Below are 20,821 nucleotides of genomic sequence, written 5' to 3'. Positions count from 1 at the left end.
GCCCCCGACACAAGGCCGTGCCGGGCTCAGAACCCCAGCACGTACCGCATCGACACCGTCCGCGCGTCGCCGCGCGGGCCGAAGCGCTGGTCGTAGCCCAGGCCCAGCACGCTGTTGCGCGACAGCCAGGCGGACACGCCAAGCCCGTACAGGCCGCCCGAGCGCGCCGGCTGCAGGCCCGGCAGCGGCGCCCAGGCGTCGGCGCCGACGAAGCCCGCCTGCGCCTCCAGCCCGTCCGCGGCCAGGGTCTGCTGCCACTCCGCGTAGCCGTGCACGTCCAGGCCCCGCCAGTCGTAGCCGGCGCGGAAGCCGGCGATCGCCTGGGTGCGGCTGGACGTCCAGCCGTTGCCCTGCAGGCCGAAGCCGTCCGCGCCCTGCTCCAGGAAGCCGTCGCTGCGCAGGCGCGCGTGCTCCATGCCCAGGTACGGCACCAGCTCGCCGCCGCCGGCGCGCAGCCGGTAGCCGGCCTCGACGTTCGCGGTGAAGTAGTCGCCGCCGTAGCGGCTGGACACGCCGGGTCGCCGGTCTTCGCCGGTGAACAGCTGGCGCTCGATATTGCGGTCGAAATGGCCGGTGCCGAGCTGGCCGAGCAGGTAGCCGTCGCCGAGCAGGCTGCCGGCGTACAGGCGGCCCTGGGTCTGCCGGTCGCGGCTGCGCTCGCGGTCGTCGCCCAGGGCGTCGTGCGCGCGCGTTTCGCCGAAGGCGAAGCCGGCCACGGCGTGGTCGCCGATGCGCCGGTCGCGACCGAGCATCCAGCCGTCGACGCTGAAGTCGTCGCCGATGAAGCCACCCTGCCCGCCGCGGCCCAGCACCTGCGTCCACGCGCCGGCGCGGTCGGGGCGACCGGCGAAATCCGCGAACCGCGACGACAGTGCGCGCCGGCCCAAGTCGATGCTGTCGAAGGTCATCGACGCGGCGGCCGCGTGCGCGTTGCCCGACAGGCTGGACAGCGCGCGCCTGGCGGCCGCCTCGCTGGTGATGCCCTGGAACGCGCCGGCGGCTCGGATGAAGCCGTCGCCAATCACGCCGTCGCCCGTCGCCTGCTGCTCGTCGATGCGGCGGAACGCGTTCTCCACGCGCTCGGCCGACGCCATCGACGACGCCGGCAGCCGGCCCAGCGCCATCGCCGCGGCGGTGACGTCCATGCGCGTGATGTCGAGGAAGACATTGGTGTCGGAGTAGGCGAGCGTGCCTTCGAGGAACACGCTCGGGGCCGCGCCCAGTTCGGCGAAAGTACCGGAGATGGCGTTCGCGGCCAGCACGGTCACGCGACCTGACGCGGTGTAGCCGTCGTTCGCGCCCAGCACGTACAGCTCGCCGTCGATGAAGGCCGTGCCCGCGACCAGGAACTCGTTGCCGAGCACGACCGCCAGCCGCCCCTGCGCCGACTGGTGGTAGTCGCCATGGACGTTGAACACATGGTCGTCCACCTGCAGCGTGCCGTCGTTATGCACGCTGCCCACGCCGCCGTAGCCGGCCAACGTGCCGTCGGCGCCGATGAACACGTCCGACGCCAGGGTGTTGTTGTCGATGATCCGCAGCGTGCCGCCTTCGACCCGCGTGTCACCGAGGTAGTCGCTTGACTCGCCCAGCACCAGGGTGCCGGTGCCGCGCTTGACCAGGCCGCCGTCGCCGGTGATGGGGTTGCCCCAGGTCGACTCGATGCCGTCGAAATCGACCGTCACGTCGCCCCAGTCGAAGCGCGCCGGGCCGAGCACCGCGCGGCCGGCGTCGAGCTGGCCATAGCCGAAGGTCGCGTCGACGCCCGTGTCGCCGATGTCGGTGGCGGTGCCGAGGATGGTCTGCCGCACCAGGTCGTTGTCGAAGTACGGGAACGCTTCCCACACCAGCGCCGCGGTGCCGGAGACCAGCGGCGCAGCCAGCGACGTGCCCGACCACTTCCAGTATTCGGGCGAATCGGGGGCGTCGTCGGTACCGGTCACCACCACCGTGCCCGGCGCGGCCAGGCAATAGTGCATGGCGATGCCGCAGGCGTTGGAATAGTCGGCGAGCTGGTTCGCACTGCCTTCGGACAAGGCCACCACTGTCAGCCAGCCGCGCTCCAGGTCCGCGGCCGGCAGGCTGCCGCCGGGCCCGGCCTGGCTCGGCAGGGCCGCCATGTCGGAGGGGTCGGCGAATGACGAATTGCCGGCGGCGAACACCACCAGGCCGTCGTTGTCGGTGATGAAGCGGCGGTATTCGCCGGCGATCGGCGCCGTGGCGCCGGGGTCGTTCCAGTACAGCCCGCCCCAGGAGTTGTTCATGATCCGTACGCCGCGGGCGATGAGGTCGTCGTGGATCGGCGCCAGCCCCAGCGCGCCGTGGACCTCGTTGCCCTCGCCGGAGCCGTCGTCCTCGGGCGCCTCGTCGTTGATGATGCGCGCGGACACGATCTCCGCGCCCGGCGCGATGCCGCCCGGCCAGGCGCCGAAAGGCGCGCCCGCCGCGGCCTGCGCGACCGCGGTGCCGTGGCCGACCACGTCGTCCACCGTCAGGTCGTTGCGCGAACCGTCGATGTAGGTGAGGTTGGAGACCACCCGCCCCTGCAGCGCCGGATGATCGCGGTTGACGCCGCTGTCGATGATGCCGATGCGCACGCCTTCGCCGGTGAAGCCCGCCGCGTGCGCGGCGTCGGCATGGGTGACGGCCAGGTGCTGGCTGTAGGCAGGATTCGGATCTTCCACCACCGGCGGGCCCGGCGGCGGCGCGACCGGCGGCGGCGAGATCGGCGGTGGCGGGACCCTGACGTTGTTTCCGCTTCCACCGCACCCGGCCAGCAGGCCGGCCGCGAGCATCGCGGCTGCGATCGGCGCCAGCCTGAATGCGGTCATGCACCGGCTTCTTTCCATTGCGCTCCCCATGGTCCCCTTCCTTTTCCCCTTCGCCCCCCGGCGATCTCCGGTGAAGCATGTCCACCGGCCGCCGATCCTGCAAGACAGGGCAAGCCCGATGGCGCGGGCCGACCCGGGCCGGGTGCACTTGCCGCAGTGCAGCATCCGGCACAATAATCGGGGATTCACGCATTCCGGAGTCCCCCATGTCCGACATCGTCATCGTCGGTGCCAAGCGCACCGCCATCGGTTCCTTCCTCGGCCAGTTCACCGGCGTCCCCACCCCGACGCTCGGTGCCACCGCCATCGAGGGCGCGCTCGCCGATGCCGGCGTCGCCGCCGACCAGGTCGACGAGGTCATCATGGGCTGCGTGCTGCCGGCCGGCCTGGGCCAGGCGCCGGCGCGCCAGGCCTCGCGCGCGGCGGGCATTCCCGACGCCGCCGGTGCCACCACCATCAACAAGGTGTGCGGCTCGGGCATGAAGGCGATCATGTTCGGCCACGACCTCATCAAGGCCGGCTCGGCCGCCGTCGTCGTCGCCGGCGGCATGGAGTCGATGACCAACGCCCCGCACCTGCTCAACGGCTCGCGCACGGGCATCAAGTACGGCAGCGCGCAGATGCTCGACCACATGGCGTGGGACGGTCTGACCAACCCCGACGACGGCCAGGCGATGGGCGTGTTCGGCGACGCGGCCTGCGCGAAGTACGACTTCGGCCGCGAGGACGTCGACGCCTTCGCCACCGAAAGCGCCAATCGCGCCAAACAGGCGCAGGCAGATGGTTCGTTCAAGGACGAAATCGTTCCCGTGACGGTCAAGACCCGCAAGGGCGAGGTGGTGGTCGACACCGACGAGGAGCCCGGCAAGATCGACACCGGCAAGATCCCGAACCTGCGCGCGGCGTTCGGCAAGGACGGCGTGCTCACCGCGGCGTCCTCGTCGAGCATTTCCGACGGCGCGGCCGCCACCGTGCTGATGTCGGCCGACGAAGCGGGCAGGCGCGGGCTGGAACCGGTGGCACGCATCGTCGCCCATGCCACCCATTCGCAGGCGCCGGAATGGTTCACCACTGCCCCGGTGAAAGCGATTTCCAACGTGCTGGAAAAGGCCGGCTGGCAGGTCGGCGACGTCGACCTGTTCGAGGTCAACGAAGCCTTCGCCTGCGTGGCGATGGTGCCGATGAAGGAGCTGGGCATCCCCCACGACAAGCTCAACGTGCATGGTGGTGCATGCGCGCTTGGCCATCCGATCGGTGCCAGCGGTGCCCGCCTGGTGGTCACGCTTTTGAACGCCTTGAAGGCGCGCGGGGGCAAGCGCGGCGTCGCTTCGCTGTGCATCGGCGGCGGCGAAGCAACCGCAATCGCCGTCGAGATGGCGTGAATGGAATCGTGAATAGTTAATGGGTTCTTTACAAAAAAAAGGCCATCAAACGCTTGACAGTGGACATGGGCTTGTCATCATGTTGGCGGGCGCGCTGCCGCGCGTTGCCATCCGTTATTAACGACGAGGAAGATTGACATGACGATCAACAAGGCGCTGCTCGCTCTGGCCATGGGTTTTGCCCTGGCTGCATGCAGCAACCAGCAGCAGGCCGACAACTCGGCCGCCGACGCCGCCGATGCGGCCGCCGCCGCTCAGACCGCCGCCGACGAGGCCGCAGCTGCCGGTGACATGACCGCCGACGTGGCCCAGGACGCTGCCGACACCGCAGCCGACGCCGCCGCCGAAGCCAGCGACCAGGCTGCCGACGCCGCCAACGCCGCGACCGACGAGGCCGCCGACGCTGCCGCCGACGCCGCCGACGCTGCGGCCGACGCTGCCGAGCAGTCCAAGGACGCCGCGGAAGAAGCCCAGCAGTAACCGGCTTCCAAACGACGTGCTACAAGGGAAAAGTCGCTGGTTCGCCAGCGACTTTTTCCGTAAGGGGGGAAGCGTTTCCGCATTCGCGCGCGCTTCCGACCGCCGGGTCCGATTCCAGGGCCAGACACCGAGGAGTACGCAATGAACACACGTATCGCAACCGTCCTGCTGGCCGCCAGCGTGCTGGCGCTGTCGGCCTGCAAGAACGACACCCCGACCGCACAGCAGGAAGCCGACGAAGCGCAGTCCGCCATGGAACAGGCCGGCGATTCCGCTTCCGCAGCGATGTCCGACGCCGGCGACGCGATCGCCGAGGGTGCCGATGCCGCCGCCGCTTCCACCGGTGAAGCCGCTTCCGAAGTCGCCGACGCCACCCGCGCCGCGACCGACGATGCCGCCGTCGCCACCGACGACGCCGCCGCCAACACCCGCGAAGCCGCGGACAAGGCCAAGGACGCGATCTCCGGCGCGGTGCAGGACACCAAGGACGCCGTCCGGGACGCGGCCAACGACGCCAAGGCCGCCGCGGACGAAGCCGCCGACGACGCCACGGACGACAACTGAGTCCTCCGCTTCGGCCATTCGCACGCAGACCCGCTTCGGCGGGTCTTCGTGTTTTGGGGCGGCGGGAATCCATTGCCGGCGCTTTCAGTGCCATGCGACGGGCCTGGCACGGCGGCCGGGGAAGGCTGCGGTTATCCTTTGCACTCCACGGTTTCGATCGGTCCGCCATGCCCGTCATTCGCTCCGCACTGGACACACGCGCGCAATCGTTCGTCGAGAACGCCGCCTACCACGAGGAGCTCACGCGCGAACTCGACCGCCGCCTCGCGCATGCCGCCGAAGGCGGCGGCGAGAAGGCACGCGCGAAGCATGTCGCGCGCGGCAAGCTGCCGGTGCGCGAGCGCATCACCGCCCTGCTCGACCCGGGCTCGCCGTTCCTGGAAATCGCGCCGCTCGCCGCCGAAGGCATGTACGACGATGCCGCGCCTGCGGCCGGCATGGTCTGCGGCATCGGGCGGGTGATGGGCCAGGAAGTCGTGGTCGTCGCCAACGACGCCACGGTCAAGGGCGGCACCTACTTCCCGATGACGGTGAAAAAGCACCTGCGCGCGCAGGAGATCGCGCGCGAGAACCACCTGCCCTGCGTGTACCTGGTCGACTCCGGTGGCGCGTTCCTGCCGCTGCAGGATGAAGTCTTTCCCGACAAGGAGCACTTCGGCCGCATCTTCTACAACCAGGCGCGGATGAGCGCCGACAACATCCCGCAGGTCGCGGTGGTGATGGGCAGCTGCACCGCCGGCGGCGCCTACGTGCCGGCGATGAGCGACGAATCGATCATCGTGCGGGAACAGGGCACGATCTTCCTCGGCGGCCCGCCGCTGGTGAAGGCGGCCACCGGCGAAGTCGTCGATGCCGAGGCGCTGGGCGGCGCCGACGTGCACACGTCCGTATCCGGCGTGGCCGACCACTTCGCCGAGGACGACCGCCACGCGCTGCAGATCGCGCGCAGCGTGGTCGGCAACCTCAACCGGTCCAAGGCGGTGCCGCTGGCCTTACGCGAGCCGCGCGAACCGGCCTACCCGGCCAGCGAGCTGTACGGCATCGTGCCGAAGGACACGCGGCGCCCGTTCGACATCCGCGAGGTGATCGCGCGCATCGTCGACGGCAGCGAACTGGACGAGTTCAAGGCGCGCTACGGCAAGACCCTGGTCACCGGCTTCGCCCACCTGCACGGCTATCCGGTCGGCATCATCGCCAACAACGGCATCCTGTTTTCCGAGAGCGCACTCAAGGGCGCGCACTTCATCGAACTGTGCAACCAGCGCGGCATCCCGCTGGTGTTCCTGCAGAACATCACTGGCTTCATGGTCGGCCGCAAGTACGAGAACGCGGGCATCGCCAAGGACGGGGCGAAGATGGTCACTGCCGTGGCGTGCTCGAGCGTGCCGAAGTTCACCGTGGTCATCGGCGGCAGCTTCGGCGCCGGCAACTACGCGATGTGCGGCCGCGCCTACGGCGCGCGCTTCCTGTGGATGTGGCCCAACGCGCGCATCAGCGTGATGGGCGGCGAACAGGCCGCCGGCGTGCTGGCCACGGTGCGCCGCGACGGCATCGAGGCTCGCGGCGGCGACTGGCCGGCGGACGAGGAAGAGGCCTTCAAGGCACCGATCCGCGAGCAGTACGAGCACCAGGGCAGCCCGTGGTACGCCACCGCGCGGCTGTGGGACGACGGCATCATCGACCCGGCCGATACCCGGCGCGTGCTGGGCCTGGGGATCTCCGCATCGCTCAACGCGCCGATCGAGCCGGCGCGGTTCGGCGTGTTCCGGATGTAGCCGCCGCGCATCGCGGCGCCGGCATCTTCGCGTAGGGCCTGCCAAACCCGGCGCAAGCCCTTGTTGGGACTTGGATTCGGTGAGCCGCGTCACAGCTGGCCGAGGGCCGGTGCGTGCTAGTCTGGGGGTTCCCCCAGCCATCCAGTCCTGTCCGAGGAAGCAGCTCCATGGCCATTTTCAACCAGCAAAGCACCGCCAAGAAGGACGTGCCGTCGTTCGCCAACGACGCCGCGCCGAACCCGCAGGCGGCCCCGGCCCCGGTCCGCGATACGCACGCCGTGGCCGACTTCAACCCGACCCAGGCCGCACCGCCGCGTGCCGCCGCTGCCGAGGCTCCGGCCAAGGAATCGCTGATCGCCGCCGACCTGACCATCGAGGGCAAGATCGAAGGCGCCGGCCACGTCCGCATCGCCGGCAAGTTCAAGGGCGACGTCAACGTGCGGGGCGACCTGACCATCGAGAAGGGCGCCAAGCTCAGCGGCGGCGTCAAGGCGAAGAAGGTCATGGTGGCCGGCGAGCTGGACGGCAACATCGAATCGGCCGAACGTGTGGAACTGCTCGACACGGGCGCGCTCAGCGGCGACATCAAGGCCGGCACGCTCACCGTCGCGGCCGGCTCGCGCATCCGCGGCCACGTCGAATGCGGTTGGGGTGACAAGGACGCACCGAAGGCCAACGGCAAGTCCGACAAGGCGGAACGCGAACTCGCCTCGTGAGCAACGCCCGCCCGGGCACGGCAGGTGCCACGCGCACCTGCCCGCACTGCAAGACGACGATCCTCGAAAGCTCGAGCATCTGCCCGTCGTGCAGGCACTACCTGCGCTTCGATTCACCGGACGCGCAGCCGTCGAAGACCATCACCCCGCTCAACGTGGAAGGCAGGATCCGCCATCCGGCCGAGGGCGGCGCATGGGAATACTCGGTGGTGCTGACCATCCGCGACGACGAAGGCAACGAGATCGCGCACCAGGTGGTCGGCGTCGGCGCCATGCATCCCGGCGAGGAGCGCACCTTCAGCCTCGCCGTGGAAGTGATGCCGACCAACGACATGCGCCGGCCGGGCAAGCGCGGCATGAAGCACTGACATTGACGCCAGGCATGAAAGAACGAAGGGCGCCGCGGCGCCCTTCGCAGTGTCCGGCAGTTCGAAAGCCCCGCACGCACGAACTGTAGGAGCGGCTTCAGCCGCGAGCTTTTCCGCGGCCGTCAGAAAAGATCAAAAGCTCGCGGCCAAAGCCGCTCCTACAACGCGAAGGGGCCTTAGTCGCAGTTGCTGCAGCCGCCGCAGGCATCGCTGCGCGAAGCGCCCCCGCCCTGTGCCATTCCCGCCGGCGCCACTACCCTGCCGATGCCGCGCAGCCACGCCGGCCGCCCTTCGCGCAGCAGCGGCAGCGCCATCGCGATGCGCAGCCGCCGCGTCGCGCCCGGGAACTGCTTCTTCATCACCACGCCCGCGCTGGCCAGCACGGCCAGCGCAATCACGACGTACTGGATGACCAGTCCGGTGTCCATGTCGCGGCCTCAGCCCGCTCCCAGCGCCACCGCGACCTGGTAGGTCAGCAGCGACATCAGGTAGGCCAGCGCGAACAGGTAGCCCGCGTTGATGCCGACCTGCTTCCAGGAATTGGTCTCGCGGCGGATGGTGGCCAGCGTCGAGATGCACTGCGGCGCGTAGATGAACCACACCAGCAGCGACAGCGCGGTGGCCAGCGACCAGCCGTCGGCGATCAGGGGCGTGAGCGCCTGCGAGGCAGCGTCGTCGTTGGCGGCCGACAGCGCGTACACCGTCGCCAGCGAGGACACCACCACCTCGCGTGCGGCCAGGCCGGGGATCAGCGCGATGCAGATCTGCCAGTTGAAGCCGACCGGGGCGAAGATCGCGGTCATCGCGTGGCCGATGCGGCCGGCGAAGCTGTAGTCGATCGCCGGCATCGTCGCATCCGCCGGCGCGGCCGGGAACGAGAGCAGGAACCACAGCAGGATCGTCAGCGCCAGGATGATGCCGCCCACCCGCCTGAGGAAGATCATGCCGCGCTCGTACAGGCCGATCAGCAGATCGCGCGGGTGCGGGATGCGGTACGAGGGCAGCTCCAGCATCAGCGGATGCTCGCTCTTGTCGCGGCGCCAGCGCTTCATCACCCACGACACCGCCAGCGCGCTGACGATGCCGCCCATGTACAGCCCGAACAGCACCAGCCCCTGCAGGTTGAACCAGCCCACCTTCTGCGCCGGGATGAACGCACCGATCAGCAGCGCGTACACCGGCAGCCGCGCCGAGCACGTCATCAGCGGCGCAACCATGATCGTCGCCAGGCGGTCGCGTGGGTCCTGGATCGAACGCGTGGCCATGATGCCCGGGATCGCGCAGGCGAAGCTCGACAGCAGCGGGATGAACGAGCGCCCGGACAGGCCGGCGGCCGCCATCATGCGGTCGAGCAGGAAGGCCGCGCGCGGCAGGTAGCCGGACTCCTCCAGCGCGAGGATGAAGGCGAACAGGATCAGGATCTGCGGCAGGAAGACGACCACACCGCCGACGCCGGCGATGATGCCGTCGACCAGCAGGCTGCTCAGCGGCCCTTCCGGCAGCGCACCGGCAACCCACTCGCCCACCCACGCGGTGCTTGCGTCGATCGCGTCCATCATCGGCGTGGCCCAGGCGTACACCGCCTGGAAGATCAGGAACATCAGCACCGCCAGCACCAGCAGGCCGGCGACCGGATGCAGCAGCCAGCGGTCGAGCACGTCGTCGATGCGCGCGGTGCGGCTGGGCATTTCCACCGCCAGCGACAGCAGGCGGCGGGTTTCGGCATGCAGTGCTTCGGTGGCGTCCTGCCCGTCTCCGGCGGCGGCCGCCAGCCTGGCGGTCGGCGCCTGCGGCGCGTCGCCCAGCGCCTCGATGCGTGCGACCAGTTCCTTCGCGCCGTTGTGGTGGACGGCGACGGTTTCGACCACCGGCACGCCCAGCGCTTCCTCCAGCGCGGCGCGGTCGATGCGGATGCCGCGGCGACGCGCCACGTCGGCCATGTTCAGCGCCACCACCATCGGCCGCCCCAGTTCGCGCACTTCCAGCGCGAAGCGCAGGTGCAGGCGCAGGTTGGTCGCGTCGACCACGCACACAAGCACGTCGGGAGCCGCCTCGCCCGGATAGAAGCCGCGGCACAGGTCGCGGGTGATGGCCTCGTCCAGGCTGGACGGATTCAGGCTGTAGGCGCCGGGCAGGTCGAGCAACGCATAGCTGCGGCCGGACGGCGTGACCAGGCGCCCTTCCTTGCGCTCGACGGTGACGCCGGCGTAGTTGGCGACCTTCTGCCGGCTGCCGGTGAGCTGGTTGAACAGCGCGGTCTTGCCGCAGTTGGGATTGCCCACCAGCGCCAGCCGCAGCGGGGAAACGGCTGCGGTGCTCATTCGCGCGCGTCCCCGTTGCGCAGCAGCACGCGCGCGGCCTCGGCGCGGCGCAGTGCGAAGCGGGTGAAGCCGACCTGCACCAGCAGCGGCTCCGCGCCGATCGGACCGGAGGCCATCACCTGCACGCTCTCGCCGTCGACGAAACCGAGTTCGCGCAGGCGGCGGGCGATGGGGTCGTTGGGCATGTGGTCCTCCACGCGTTCGACCGTGGCGCTCGTGCGCCGCGGCAATTCGGATAGCCTCATGGACAGATCAAAATGGGAATTGTTCTCATTATAGCCCGCACACGCGGGCAATGGCGCCCGCACGCGGCCGGAACGCTGCGGGCCAGCGGCTATCATTCCGGTTCATCCGCCGCGCCAAGGAGCGCTGATGCCTGACTCCCTGCTGCTGGAACGCGCCGGTCCCGTCGCCCGGCTGCGGCTGAACCGGCCGGCGCTGCACAACGCCTTCGACGCCGGCCTGATCGCGGCCCTGGTCTCGGCGCTGGAAGGGCTGGCCGGCGACGACGGCGTGCGGGTGGTCGTGCTGGAGGGCGCGGGCGCCTCGTTCTCCGCCGGCGCCGACCTCAACTGGATGCGCGGCATGGCCGCGGCCAGCGAACAGGAAAACCGCGACGACTCCCTCGCCCTCGCCCGCCTGATGCGCGCGCTGGACGAACTGCCCAAGCCCACCATCGCACGCGTCCACGGCGCGGCCTTCGGCGGCGGCGTCGGGCTGGTGGCCTGCTGCGACATCGCCATCGGCGCCGAGGGCGTGAAGTTCGGCCTGACCGAAAGCAGGCTGGGACTGCTGCCGGCGGTGATCTCGCCCTACGTGCTCGCCGCGATCGGCCCGCGCCACGCGCGGCGCTACTTCGCCACCGCGGAAATTTTCGATGCCGCGCAGGCGCAGCGGATCGGACTGCTGCACGAGGTGGTCGCCGCTGATGCGCTGGACGCCGCGGTCGATCGCCAGCTATCGCTGCTGCTCAAGGCCGGGCCGGTGGCGTCGGCGCAGGCCAAGTCGCTGGTGCGCGACGTCGCCTGGCGCCGCGATCGGGATGCCATCGATGCGGCCAACGCCGCGCTGATCGCGCGGCTGCGGGTATCGCCGGAAGGCCAGGAAGGCCTGTCAGCGTTCCTGGACAAGCGCGCACCGGCGTGGACGGAGACGAAGTAACCAGGCAGCCGCTCCAGAGCCCTCCCCTTCAAGGGGAGGGTTGGGTGGGGATGGGTTTCCCCACCGTACAGAAAATCCCACGGAGGAGAAGCAAACGCCATGGAAGGCCAGACCAACAAGCGTACGCGGAACGAACAGCGCCAACGCACGCTGCGATGCAACTCGACCGACGCCGAACGCGAACTGTGGCAATCCTTGCGGGGCAGGCAAATGGATGGCGCAAATTTCCGAAGGCAGCACCCTTTCGGCGATTACATCCTCGATTTCGCCTGCATCGAACGAAAGCTCGCAATCGAACTCGACGGAGGGCAGCATGCCGAAGCGACGAAGTACGATGACTGGCGGACGCGACAGTTGGAGCAGGCGGGCTTCGCTGTACTGCGTTTCTGGAACCACGAAGTGTTCGAGAACCGGGAAGGAATCCTGCAAGTGATCCTGGCTGCGCTGCAAGAACGGGCGAAACCCATCCCCACCCAACCCTCCCCTTGAAGGGGAGGGCTCAAGAGCGACGACACTGCATGTTCAACAAAATCCTCATCGCCAACCGCGGCGAAATCGCCTGTCGCGTGATCCGCACCGCGCGCCGCTTCGGCATTGCCACGGTGGCGGTGTACTCGGAGGCCGACGCCGATGCGCAGCACGTGCGGCTGGCCGACGAGGCCTGGCCGATCGGCGGGCCGCGGCCGCAGGACAGCTACCTGCGCGGCGACGCGATCCTGGAGGTCGCCCGCCAGTCCGGCGCACAGGCGATCCATCCCGGCTACGGCTTCCTCAGCGAGAACGCCGACTTCGCCGACGCGGTCAAGGCCGCGGGCCTGGCGTTCATCGGGCCGTCCGGCGATTCGATGCGCAAGATGGGCAGCAAGGCCGGCGCCAAGGACCTGATGGCCGCCGCCGGCGTGCCGGTGGTGCCCGGCTACACCGGCGAGGACCAGTCGCCCGACCTGCTCGCACGCGAAGCGCAGCGCATCGGCTTCCCGCTGATGATCAAGGCCGCGCACGGCGGCGGCGGCAAGGGCATGCGCATCGTGCGCTCGGCCGACGAGTTCCTGCCCAACCTCGAAAGCTGCCAGCGCGAGGCGAAGAACGCGTTCGGCCGCGACCGCGTGCTGCTCGAGCGCTACATCGAGTCGCCGCGCCACATCGAGATCCAAGTGTTCGGCGACAGCCAAGGCAACGCCATCCACCTGGGCGAACGCGAGTGCTCGGCCCAGCGCCGCTACCAGAAGGTGCTGGAGGAATCGCCCTCGCCCTTCGTCACGCCCGAACTGCGCGCGGCGATGGGCGCGGCCGCGGTGCAGGCCGCACGCGCGATCGACTACGCCAACGCGGGTACGGTGGAATTCATCGTCGCGCCGTCCGGCGAGTTCTTCTTCATGGAGATCAACACCCGGCTCCAGGTCGAGCATCCGGTGACCGAGTTGGTGACCGGACTGGACCTGGTCGAATGGCAGCTGCGCGTGGCCGCGGGCGAACCGCTGCCACTGGCGCAGGACGACATCACCCAGCGCGGCCACGCGATCGAGGTGCGGCTGTACGCCGAGGATCCGGAAGCCGGCTTCCTGCCCGGCTCCGGCCGGCTCGAACGCCTGCGCCTGCCGCCACCTTCGGCGCACGTGCGCATCGACTCGGGGGTGGTCGAGGGCGACACGGTGACGATCTTCTACGACCCGATGATCGCCAAGCTGATCGTCCACGACGCCGACCGCGCGCGCGCCCTCGCCCGCCTGCGCGAGGCGCTGGCGCAGTGCGCGATCAGCGGGCCGAAGTCGAACATCGCCTTCCTCGAACGGCTGGTGCGGCACCCGGCCGTGGTCGACGCGACGATCGACACCGGCTACCTCGACCGTCACCTCGACGAGTTCATGCCGCCCGCGGGCGAGGTCGAAGCCGAACCGCTGCTCGCCGCCGCCGTCACCCGGCTGCTGGACCAGGAGCGGCAGGCCCAGGCCGACGCCACCGCCTCCGGCGATCCAACGTCGCCCTGGGCCATCGCCGACGGCTGGCGGCTGGGCCACGGCAGCCTGCGCAGCCTGGCCTTCGGCCACGGCGAACAGCGCCTGGAACTTCGCGCGCGCGGCAGCGGCGGCGACTACAGGATCGAGTCCGCTACCGGCAGCCACGACGTCGCCGGCGCACGCCTGTCGGACGGAACGCTGAGCCTGCGCATCGACGGCCACGCGCGCCGCTTCACCGTGGCCGATGACGCCGACGCGGTCGTCGTGCACGACGGCGCGCGCCGGCTGCGGCTGCAGCCGCTGGCGCTGTACGAGCACGAGGCCGGCGCCGCCGACAGCAACGCCGGCAACGTGGCCGCGCCGATGCCCGGCCGCGTGGTGCTGGTGAAGGCCGCGCCGGGCGACGCGGTCGAGGCGGGACAGGAAGTCATGGTGATCGAGGCGATGAAGATGGAGCTGAGCCTGAAGGCGCCGCGCGCCGGCACCGTCGCCGAGGTGCGCGCCCAGGCTGGCGAGTTCGTCGACGCCGACGCGGTGCTGGTCACGCTGGAGGATGCGTCGTGAGCGACTTCGTCCGCATCGTCGAAGTCGGCCCGCGCGACGGCCTGCAGAACGAGAAGGCGACGATCGCCACCGCCGACAAGATCGCGCTGGTCGACCGGCTCTCGGCCACCGGCCTGCAGAGCATCGAGGCGACCAGCTTCGTCAGCCCGAAGTGGGTGCCGCAGCTGGCCGACGCCGCCGAAGTCTTCACCGGCATCACGCGCCGGCCCGGCGTGCACTACCCGGTGCTGGTCCCCAACGAAAAAGGTTACGACCGCGCGCGCGAGGTCGGCGTGGAGGAGATCGCGGTGTTCACCGCAGCCTCCGAAGCCTTCAACCGCAAGAACATCAACGCCTCGATCGACGAGTCGCTGCAGCGCTTCGCGCCGGTGCTCGAACGCGCGCGCGGCGATGGGGTCCGGGTGCGCGGCTACGTATCGACGGTGCTCGGCTGCCCCTACCAGGGCGAAGTGCCACTGGCCGATGTGGTCCGCGTTGCACGTGAACTGCACGCAATGGGGTGTTACGAAATCTCTCTGGGGGACACGATCGGCGTCGGCACGCCGGCCAAGGCGCGCGCCATGCTGCGCGCGGTGACCGCCGAGGTGCCGATGCCGGCGCTGGCGGTGCATTTCCACGACACCTACGGCCAGGCGCTAGCCAACATCCTGGCCTGCCTGGAGGAAGGCGTGGCGGTGGTCGATTCGGCCGTTTCCGGCACCGGCGGCTGCCCCTATGCGCGCGGGGCGACCGGAAATGTTGCCAGCGAGGACGTGGCCTATATGCTGCACGGCATGGGCATCGCCACCGGCATCGACCTGGACGCGCTCAGCGACACCGGCCGCTGGCTCGCGGCATTGCTCGGGCGCGAGACGGGCAGCAAGGTCACCCGGGCGCGGATGGCCTCATGAGCACGGGCCGACAGCTGCCGGAGGAAACTTCGAGGCTGTCGGCCAATGACGGTACCGCGCAGATCGCCCGCGCCTTGGACGCGGCCTGCCGCGACCTGCGCATCCCCGCCGAAGTGCGCGCCCTGCTCGCCGAGGCGCGCGACGCGCTGCGTGCGGCCAGCAGCGACGCCGAAACCGCGCGCCTGCGCTACCACGCCCTGTTCGATGCCGTCCCCGACCCGGTCAGCATCCTCGACGAACGCGGCATCGTGCTCGACCTCAACAAGGCCGGCATGGCGGCCTACCGGCGCCCGCGCGAGGAGATCATCGGCCAGCCGATCGAGGTGCTGAACCCGGAACTGCCCAAGGGGCACCTCGGCCCGGTATGGGACACGATCAACCGCGGCCGTACCTACGTCATCGAGGTGACCAACATGCGCGCCGACGGCACGCGCTTCCCGGTCGAGGTGCACAGCGCCGGCTTCGAGCACGACGGCCGCAAGTGCCTGGTGGCGGTGGCGCGCGACCTGAGCAGCCGCCGCGAGGCCGAGCTGCGCTACCGCGAGCTGATGGAGGTGATCGACAAGGGCATCGTGGTCCAGGACGAGCAACTAAACTTCGTCTACGGCAACTCCGCAGCCCTGCGCCTGCTCGGCGTCGACAGCGGCCATTCGCTGGAAGAAGCCATGCAGCCCGAGCACTGGATGATCGTGCGCGAGGACGGCACGGTCATGCCGGAGGCCGAATACCCGACCGTGCGCGCCATCCGCGGCGGACGCATCATCGAGAGCACCCTGCTGGGCCTGTACCACCGCGGGCGGCGCCAGCTGAGCTGGCTGTCGACGACGGTGGTGCCGCAGTTCGCCGCCGACGCCGACCGGCCGCACCAGGTGCTGTCGATGTTCAGCGACGTCACCGCGCTCAAGCGCGACAGCGCGCTGTTCGACCGCGTGCAGTCGCTGGCGCACATCGGCGGCTGGGAGTGGGACTGCACCAGCGACCTGCTCTACCTCACCGACGAATCGGCGCGCATCCTCGCCCAGGACCGCGCGCCGGCGACGATGCCGGAGATGGTCGACTGCCTCGCCCCCGCGTGCCGGCTGCGGCTGCGCGCGGCGCTGGACCGGACGATCGCCGACGGCCGGGGATTCGACCTCGAACTGCAGGGCGCGCGCGCCGACGGGCACGCATTCTGGGTGCGCGCGATCGGCGGCGCGGTGCCCGGCGACCCGGCCACCTCGCGCCTGACCGGCACCCTGCAGGACATCACCGAACTCAAGCACGGCGAGGAAACCCTGCGCGTGCAGGCGCGCAGCGACCCGCTCACCGGGCTGATGAACCGCGACGCGATCCTCGGCGAGATCTCCGCGCGCCTGGCCGATCCGGGGCAGGCGCGCGTGGCGGTGCTGTACATCGACCTGGACCGCTTCAAGGTGGTCAACGACGTGCTCGGCCACGGTGCCGGCGACGAGCTGCTGACCAACGCCGCGCACCGGATCGTGCGCGCGGTGGGCACCGAGGGCCTGATCGCCCGCTTCGGCGGCGATGAATTCCTCGTGGTGTGCAACACCGAGGACGACGAACACCGTCCCGAGCGCCTCGCCGATGCGATCCTCGACGCCTTCGGCGACAGCTTCCGCTTCGAGAAGGAGGAGTTCGCGATCACCGCCAGCATCGGCATCGCCCATGCGCCGGCGCACGGCGACCGGCCACAGGTGCTGATCCACAACGCCGACGCGGCGATGTACGACTCCAAGCGCCGCATCCGCAACGGCTGGCAGATGTTCACCCCGGCCCTGGCGCAGTCGCAGCAGGACCGCCTGCGTGTGGAAACCCACCTGCGCCGCGCGGCCGACAACAACGAGTTCCACCTGGTCTACCAGCCACAGGTCGACCTGCGGCACGGCCGCATCGTCGCGGCCGAGGCGCTGATCCGCTGGGAGAACCGGCAACTGGGCGAAATGCGCCCGGACCATTTCATCGGCCACGCCGAGACCACCGGCGACATCGTCCGCATCGGCAGCTGGGTGCTGCGCGAAGCCTGCCGCCAGGCCGCCGAATGGCGCGACGCGGGCCTGGGCATCGTGCGCGTCGCGGTCAACGTGTCCTACCGCCAGTTCCTCGGCGACGACCTGGCCGACACCGTGCACGGGGTGCTGGAGGAGTTCGGCCTGCCCGGCACCGCACTGGAGCTGGAGTTCACCGAGCGCGTGCTGATCGAGGACGCGCCCGACACCCTGCGCACCTTCGCCCGCCTGCGCGAACAGGGCGTGGTGCTGACCATCGACGACTTCGGCGAGGGTTACAGCGCGCTCAACTACCTGCGGCGGCTGCCGATCCACGGCCTCAAGCTCAGCCAGCTGTTCATGGAGGGGGTGCCAGACAACAAGTCCGATGTCGCGGTGTGCCAGGCGGTCGCCGGCATCGCCCGCAGCCTCGGGCTGGCGCTCGTGGCCGAGGGCGTGGAATCCGAACAGCAGCGCCGGTTCCTGCTCGAGCTGGGGGTGCCGGTCGGGCAGGGATTCTTGTTCGCGCCGGGGCTGCGTCCGGAGGAGTTCGCGCGCCGCCTGGCCGACGACGCGGTCGCCACCGTCTGAACGCCGCCGCCGGCGGGGCGGGTAAAATGCGCGGTTTCCGCACTGGGGTACCGCGATGCAACCCGATTCGATCCGTGCCGTCGTCACCGGCGGCGTTTCCGGCCTCGGCCTGGCCGTGGCCACGCGCATCGTCGCCGACGGCGGCAAGGTCGCGCTGTTCGACGTCAACGACGACAAGAGCGCCACCGCGGTCGCGGCCCTGGGCGAGGCCAACGCGCGCTACCTGCGTACCGACGTGACCGACGAGGACGGCGTGGTCGCCAACGTCGCCGCGGCGAAGGAATTCCTCGGCGGCCTGAACCTCGCGGTCAACTGCGCCGGCATCCTCGGCGCCGGCCGCGTGCTCGGCCGCGAGGCACCGATGCCGCTGAAGAACTTCGCCACCACGGTGATGGTCAACCTGGTCGGCAGCTTCAACGTCGCCAAGGCCGCCGCCGCGCAGATGCAGCACAACGACGCGGGCGAGGACGGCGAGCGCGGCGCAATCGTCAACACCGCCTCGGTCGCCGCCTACGAGGGCCAGATCGGCCAGGCCGCGTATTCGGCGTCCAAGGGCGGCGTGGTCGGCATGACCCTGCCGATGGCGCGCGAACTGTCGCGCTTCGGCATCCGCGTCAACACGATCGCGCCGGGCATCTTCTGGACGCCGATGGTCGACGGCATGCCCGACGAGGTGCAGCAGTCGCTGTCCGCCTCGATCCCCTTCCCCTCGCGCCTGGGCAGGCCCGAGGAGTTCGCCGACCTGGTTGCCTACCTGGCCGGCAACCGCTACCTCAACGGCGAGACGATTCGCCTTGACGGTGCGGTGCGGCTGGCGCCGAAGTAGGCGGGGTCGGGGTTCCGGGACTCGGGACCCGGAACCCGGGACTCGGGAAAGCTCGGGATTCGCTCTGGCGACCCCCGAGTTTCCACTCTTGATTCCCGGCTATTTGCCGTCGGGTTCCGGCAGGTCGGGCTCCAGCCCGGCCTTGCGCCGCTCCCAGTAGTGGGCGTTGCGGATACCCAGTGCCTGCGGATCGAACTCGTAATCGGCCACCTTCGCCCTGCGCTGCCGCTGGTAGTCACGCAGCGCCGCCAGCGCGGGCTTCTGCAGGATCACGATCGCGATCAGGTTGAGCCAGGCCATCAGGCCGACGCCGACGTCGCCCAGCGCCCACGCGCCGCCTGTGGTGCGCAGCACGCCCACGAACACGGCGCCCAGGATCGTCAGCCGCAGCAGCAGGATCAGCCACGGCCGGTGCACCTTGCGGTTGATGTAGGCGATGTTGGTCTCGGCCATGTAGTAATAGGCCACCACGGTGGTGAACACGAAGAACAGCAGGGCGATGGCGACGAAGCCCGCGCCCCAGCCGGGGAAGCTCGAATCGACCGCGGCCTGCGGGAAGTCCGCGCCCGCCACCGCGCCCGGCAGCGCCTGGTAGAGGAACTCGCCGGCCACGTTCGGATCGGGGATGTTGTACATGCCGGTCGACAGGATCATGAAGGCCGTCGCCGAGCACACCAGCAGCGTGTCGACGTAGACCGCGAACCCCTGCACGAAACCCTGCTGCGCCGGGTGCTGCACCTCGGCCGCCGCGGCCGCGTGCGGGCCGGTGCCCTGCCCGGCCTCGTTGGAGTAGATGCCGCGCTTGACGCCCCATTCCACCGCCAGGCCGAGCATCGCGCCGAAGCCGGCATGCAGGCCGAAGGCGCTGCCGATGACCATCTCGAACATCGCCGGCAGGCGCTCGTAGTTGAGCCCCATCATCACCAGCGCGACCAGGATGTAGGCCACCGCCATGAACGGCACCACCATCTCGGCGAAGCTGGCGATGCGCTTGATGCCGCCGAAGATGATCAGGCCCAGCACCAGCGCGATCCCGCCCGCGACCAGCAGCGGCGGCAGGCTGAAGGCGTTGTCCATGCTCGTGGCCAGGGTATTGACCTGCACCACCGGCAGCAGGAAGCCGCAGGCGAACACGGTGACCACCGCGAACACCCACGCATACCACTTCAGGCCCATGGCCTTCTCGATGTAGTAGGCCGGCCCGCCGCGGTAGCGCCCCTGGTCGTCCTTTTCCTTGTAGATCTGCGCCAGGGTGCATTCGACGTAAGAGGTCGACGCGCCCAGGAAGGCCATCATCCACATCCAGAAGATCGCGCCGGGACCGCCGAACGCGATTGCGGTGGCGACGCCGGCGATGTTGCCGGTGCCGACCCGACCGGCCAGCGAGATCGCCAGCGCCTGGAACGAGGAAACGCCCGAACTGGAGGACTTGTTGTTGAACATCAGCCGCAGCATTTCCGGCACGCCCCAGACCTGCATGAAGCGCGTGCGGATGGAAAAGTAGAGGCCCAGGCCCAGGCACAGCGCGACCAGCGCGCGGCTCCAGATGATGTCGTTGAGCGAGTTCAGGAAGTCATCCACGTCTCGTGATCCTTCGTTCCGGTTGCGGAAGAAGGCCCATTGCGCCTTCCGTATCCGGGGCTGCGAATGGGCCGAAGGGTCCGAGCCTAACAGCAAAACCGGCGACGACGCAGGCCCTCTGCCCCGCCCGCGGCCGGCCGGCGGCGGCCGGGTGTGGCGCGACGGCGCCGCAATCGGGAAAATCCACGCATCCACACCGCGCGCCGGCCGGCCTGCCCGGTCCGCGCCAAGCCACAGGAATCCGATCCAGCATGAAAGCCCAGGACGTCAAGAAGGGAAACGTCGTCGAGCACAACGGCACCGTCTACCAGGTGCGTGACATCGACCGCAGCTCGCCGCAGGGCCGCGGCGGCAACGTGCGCTTCCGCTTCACCATGTACAGCGTGCCCGGCGGCAACAAGACCGACGCGAGCTTCGACGCCGACGACGACCTGAAGGAAGTCGACCTGCTGCGCCGCCAGGCCAGCTTCTCGTACAAGGACGGCGAGGCCTTCGTGTTCATGGACGACGAGGACTTCACCCCGTACACGCTCGACGCCGGCGTGGTGGGCGACGCGGCCGGCTACATCACCGACGGCCTGTCCGGCTGCTACGTGCAGGTCATCGACGACCAGCCAGTGGCGGTGCAGCTGCCGCAGTCCGTGGTGCTGGAGGTGGTCGACACGCCGCCGGAACTCAAAGGCGGTACCGCCACCAAGCGACCGAAGCCTGCAAAGCTGAGCACCGGCATCGAAATCCAGGTACCCGAGTACATCGGCAACGGGGAGCGGGTGTGGGTGAACACGACCACGGGCGAGTTTGGCGGGCGGGCGGACTGAACCCGCGTCC

At 69.8% G+C, this 20,821-nt stretch carries 18 protein-coding genes; 13 read left to right on the top strand and 5 right to left on the bottom strand.

Going from position 1 to position 20,821, the window contains the following annotated elements:
* Positions 1-26: 26 nt before the first annotated feature.
* Positions 27-2,831, bottom strand: coding sequence for a S8 family serine peptidase (locus tag ABD679_RS08595; protein ID WP_344759534.1), 2,805 nt, complete (start codon positions 2,829-2,831; stop codon positions 27-29).
* A gap of 206 nt (positions 2,832-3,037) precedes the next feature.
* On the opposite strand from ABD679_RS08595, the gene ABD679_RS08590 reads away from it, so the two are divergent.
* The 6 genes from ABD679_RS08590 to ABD679_RS08565 all read left to right on the top strand — a co-directional run bounded on the left by ABD679_RS08590 (position 3,038) and on the right by ABD679_RS08565 (position 8,116).
* On the top strand, positions 3,038-4,213 hold the full coding sequence (locus ABD679_RS08590; RefSeq protein ID WP_344759533.1) for a thiolase family protein: 1,176 nt from the start codon (positions 3,038-3,040) through the stop codon (positions 4,211-4,213).
* A gap of 138 nt (positions 4,214-4,351) precedes the next feature.
* Positions 4,352-4,693: a hypothetical protein gene (locus ABD679_RS08585; protein ID WP_344759532.1), complete on the top strand. Its 342-nt coding sequence runs from the start codon at positions 4,352-4,354 to the stop codon at positions 4,691-4,693.
* 141 nt (positions 4,694-4,834) lie between these two features.
* Positions 4,835-5,257: a hypothetical protein gene (locus ABD679_RS08580; RefSeq protein ID WP_344759531.1), complete on the top strand. Its 423-nt coding sequence runs from the start codon at positions 4,835-4,837 to the stop codon at positions 5,255-5,257.
* A 167-nt stretch (positions 5,258-5,424) separates the two neighbouring features.
* Positions 5,425-7,032, top strand: a complete 1,608-nt coding sequence (locus ABD679_RS08575) for a carboxyl transferase domain-containing protein (protein ID WP_344759530.1) — start codon at positions 5,425-5,427, stop codon at positions 7,030-7,032.
* A 167-nt stretch (positions 7,033-7,199) separates the two neighbouring features.
* Positions 7,200-7,748 carry a bactofilin family protein gene (locus ABD679_RS08570; RefSeq protein WP_344759529.1) on the top strand — a complete coding sequence of 183 codons (549 nt, stop codon included), beginning with the start codon at positions 7,200-7,202 and terminating at the stop codon, positions 7,746-7,748.
* Positions 7,745-8,116 carry a hypothetical protein gene (locus ABD679_RS08565; protein WP_344759528.1) on the top strand — a complete coding sequence of 124 codons (372 nt, stop codon included), beginning with the start codon at positions 7,745-7,747 and terminating at the stop codon, positions 8,114-8,116. Before ABD679_RS08570 ends, ABD679_RS08565 begins: the two co-directional genes overlap by 4 nt.
* 176 nt (positions 8,117-8,292) lie before the next feature.
* Here ABD679_RS08565 and ABD679_RS08560 read toward each other — a convergent pair whose 3' ends face one another.
* From ABD679_RS08560 to ABD679_RS08550, 3 genes are read right to left on the bottom strand one after another with little or no spacing between them, the layout of a single operon-like run.
* On the bottom strand, positions 8,293-8,544 hold the full coding sequence (locus ABD679_RS08560) for a DUF6587 family protein (RefSeq protein ID WP_344759527.1): 252 nt from the start codon (positions 8,542-8,544) through the stop codon (positions 8,293-8,295).
* Positions 8,545-8,553: 9 nt separating this feature from the next.
* Positions 8,554-10,437 carry a ferrous iron transport protein B gene (gene feoB / locus ABD679_RS08555; RefSeq protein ID WP_344759526.1) on the bottom strand — a complete coding sequence of 628 codons (1,884 nt, stop codon included), beginning with the start codon at positions 10,435-10,437 and terminating at the stop codon, positions 8,554-8,556.
* Complete coding sequence (locus ABD679_RS08550; protein ID WP_344759525.1) at positions 10,434-10,682, bottom strand: FeoA family protein; 249 nt, start codon at positions 10,680-10,682, stop codon at positions 10,434-10,436. Before ABD679_RS08550 ends, feoB begins: the two co-directional genes overlap by 4 nt.
* Positions 10,683-10,809: 127 nt before the next feature.
* On the opposite strand from ABD679_RS08550, the gene ABD679_RS08545 reads away from it, so the two are divergent.
* The 6 genes from ABD679_RS08545 (at position 10,810) to ABD679_RS08520 (ending at position 18,412) form a co-directional block, all read left to right on the top strand.
* Positions 10,810-11,598: an enoyl-CoA hydratase-related protein gene (locus ABD679_RS08545; protein WP_344759524.1), complete on the top strand. Its 789-nt coding sequence runs from the start codon at positions 10,810-10,812 to the stop codon at positions 11,596-11,598.
* 99 nt (positions 11,599-11,697) lie between these two features.
* Positions 11,698-12,087 (top strand): endonuclease domain-containing protein, encoded by a 390-nt coding sequence (locus tag ABD679_RS08540; protein WP_344759523.1) that lies wholly within the window; start codon positions 11,698-11,700, stop codon positions 12,085-12,087.
* A gap of 29 nt (positions 12,088-12,116) precedes the next feature.
* Positions 12,117-14,120 carry an acetyl/propionyl/methylcrotonyl-CoA carboxylase subunit alpha gene (locus ABD679_RS08535; protein ID WP_344759522.1) on the top strand — a complete coding sequence of 668 codons (2,004 nt, stop codon included), beginning with the start codon at positions 12,117-12,119 and terminating at the stop codon, positions 14,118-14,120.
* Complete coding sequence (locus ABD679_RS08530; RefSeq protein WP_344759521.1) at positions 14,117-15,010, top strand: hydroxymethylglutaryl-CoA lyase; 894 nt, start codon at positions 14,117-14,119, stop codon at positions 15,008-15,010. The genes ABD679_RS08535 and ABD679_RS08530 overlap by 4 nt, the downstream gene beginning before the upstream one ends.
* Positions 15,007-17,586: a sensor domain-containing protein gene (locus tag ABD679_RS08525; protein ID WP_344759520.1), complete on the top strand. Its 2,580-nt coding sequence runs from the start codon at positions 15,007-15,009 to the stop codon at positions 17,584-17,586. The genes ABD679_RS08530 and ABD679_RS08525 overlap by 4 nt, the downstream gene beginning before the upstream one ends.
* A 55-nt stretch (positions 17,587-17,641) precedes the next feature.
* Positions 17,642-18,412, top strand: a complete 771-nt coding sequence (locus tag ABD679_RS08520) for an SDR family oxidoreductase (protein WP_344759519.1) — start codon at positions 17,642-17,644, stop codon at positions 18,410-18,412.
* Between the two features lie 99 nt (positions 18,413-18,511).
* Here the strand turns inward: ABD679_RS08520 and ABD679_RS08515 are convergent, their stop codons facing one another.
* Positions 18,512-19,993, bottom strand: coding sequence for an alanine/glycine:cation symporter family protein (locus ABD679_RS08515; protein ID WP_344759518.1), 1,482 nt, complete (start codon positions 19,991-19,993; stop codon positions 18,512-18,514).
* A gap of 251 nt (positions 19,994-20,244) precedes the next feature.
* Between ABD679_RS08515 and yeiP the strand changes: the two genes are divergently transcribed.
* Positions 20,245-20,811 (top strand): elongation factor P-like protein YeiP, encoded by a 567-nt coding sequence (gene yeiP / locus ABD679_RS08510; protein ID WP_344759517.1) that lies wholly within the window; start codon positions 20,245-20,247, stop codon positions 20,809-20,811.
* Positions 20,812-20,821: the final 10 nt, after the last annotated feature.

Origin of the sequence: Luteimonas lutimaris, assembly GCF_039537065.1 — a bacterium.
Taxonomy (GTDB): Bacteria; Pseudomonadota; Gammaproteobacteria; order Xanthomonadales; family Xanthomonadaceae; genus Luteimonas; species Luteimonas lutimaris.
Note: the sequence above shows the minus strand (reverse complement) of the source record. Positions and strands in the feature narration are given on the sequence as shown.

Coding starts and splice junctions, on each gene's coding strand:
- ABD679_RS08560 (WP_344759527.1), bottom strand. CDS start 8,544: ATGGACACCGGACTGGTCATCCAGTACGTCGTGATTGCGCTGGCCGTG.
- ABD679_RS08535 (WP_344759522.1), top strand. CDS start 12,117: ATGTTCAACAAAATCCTCATCGCCAACCGCGGCGAAATCGCCTGTCGC.
- ABD679_RS08520 (WP_344759519.1), top strand. CDS start 17,642: ATGCAACCCGATTCGATCCGTGCCGTCGTCACCGGCGGCGTTTCCGGC.
- ABD679_RS08590 (WP_344759533.1), top strand. CDS start 3,038: ATGTCCGACATCGTCATCGTCGGTGCCAAGCGCACCGCCATCGGTTCC.
- ABD679_RS08545 (WP_344759524.1), top strand. CDS start 10,810: ATGCCTGACTCCCTGCTGCTGGAACGCGCCGGTCCCGTCGCCCGGCTG.
- ABD679_RS08580 (WP_344759531.1), top strand. CDS start 4,835: ATGAACACACGTATCGCAACCGTCCTGCTGGCCGCCAGCGTGCTGGCG.
- ABD679_RS08540 (WP_344759523.1), top strand. CDS start 11,698: ATGGAAGGCCAGACCAACAAGCGTACGCGGAACGAACAGCGCCAACGC.
- yeiP (WP_344759517.1), top strand. CDS start 20,245: ATGAAAGCCCAGGACGTCAAGAAGGGAAACGTCGTCGAGCACAACGGC.
- feoB (WP_344759526.1), bottom strand. CDS start 10,437: ATGAGCACCGCAGCCGTTTCCCCGCTGCGGCTGGCGCTGGTGGGCAAT.
- ABD679_RS08525 (WP_344759520.1), top strand. CDS start 15,007: ATGAGCACGGGCCGACAGCTGCCGGAGGAAACTTCGAGGCTGTCGGCC.
- ABD679_RS08575 (WP_344759530.1), top strand. CDS start 5,425: ATGCCCGTCATTCGCTCCGCACTGGACACACGCGCGCAATCGTTCGTC.
- ABD679_RS08595 (WP_344759534.1), bottom strand. CDS start 2,831: ATGACCGCATTCAGGCTGGCGCCGATCGCAGCCGCGATGCTCGCGGCC.
- ABD679_RS08585 (WP_344759532.1), top strand. CDS start 4,352: ATGACGATCAACAAGGCGCTGCTCGCTCTGGCCATGGGTTTTGCCCTG.
- ABD679_RS08570 (WP_344759529.1), top strand. CDS start 7,200: ATGGCCATTTTCAACCAGCAAAGCACCGCCAAGAAGGACGTGCCGTCG.
- ABD679_RS08550 (WP_344759525.1), bottom strand. CDS start 10,682: ATGAGGCTATCCGAATTGCCGCGGCGCACGAGCGCCACGGTCGAACGC.